This is a genomic window from Mesorhizobium sp. M2C.T.Ca.TU.002.02.1.1 (assembly GCF_003997225.1).
On record NZ_RZTO01001384.1, the window covers coordinates 1 to 769 of the forward strand.

General features: G+C 67.6%; 1 protein-coding gene. It reads left to right on the plus strand.

From position 1 onward, the window contains the following. The coding region (locus EOD07_RS36245) for an SIMPL domain-containing protein (protein WP_245470635.1) at positions 1-699 on the plus strand (699 nt) is incomplete at its 5' end. Positions 700-769: the final 70 nt, after the last annotated feature.

Below are 769 nucleotides of genomic sequence, written 5' to 3' on the forward strand. Positions count from 1 at the left end.
CTTTTGCCCATCGCGCTCGCTGCCGCGGTCGCGTTTCCGGCGCTGGCAAGCGCCGCCGACACCCAGCCTCCGCCCCGCATCGTCGTGTCCGGCGAAGGCGAAGCGACGGTGGCGCCGGACATGGCGATCCTTTCGCTCAGCGTCATGCGCGAGGCCAAGAGCGCGCGCGAAGCGCTCGATGCCAACAACGACGCCATGGCGGCGGTGATCGCGGCGATGAAATCCGCGGGCGTTGCCGAACGCGACCTCCAGACTGCCGGCATCCAGATCAACCCGCGCTACAACTACACCAACAAGGCCGACGGCAGCCAGGAGGCGCAGCTCGTCGCCTACCAGGTGACCAACACGCTGTCGGTGCGCGTGCGCGATGTCGACAAGACGGGCGAGATTCTCGACAAGGCGGTGTCGCTCGGCGTCAATCAGGGTGGCGGCATCGCCTTCACCAATGACGATCCGAAGGCGACGATCACCGAGGCGCGCAAGAAGGCCGTCGCCGACGCCATGGCCAAGGCAAAGACGCTTGCGGAAGCGGCGGGCGTCAGCCTGGGCAAGGTGCTCGAGATCACCGACCAGAATATCGCGCCGGCGCCGATGCCGATGGCGGCCAAGTCGTTCGATGCGGCGCGTTCGGCCGTCCCGGTGCAGGCCGGCGAGAATTCCTACAACGTCCAGGTCACGGTCACCTTTGAGCTGAAGTAACGACCGGCCGGCGCCGCAGGCGCGCCACCGGCACGCAAAAAGCCCCGGAGGGTCGACCCTCCGGGGCTTT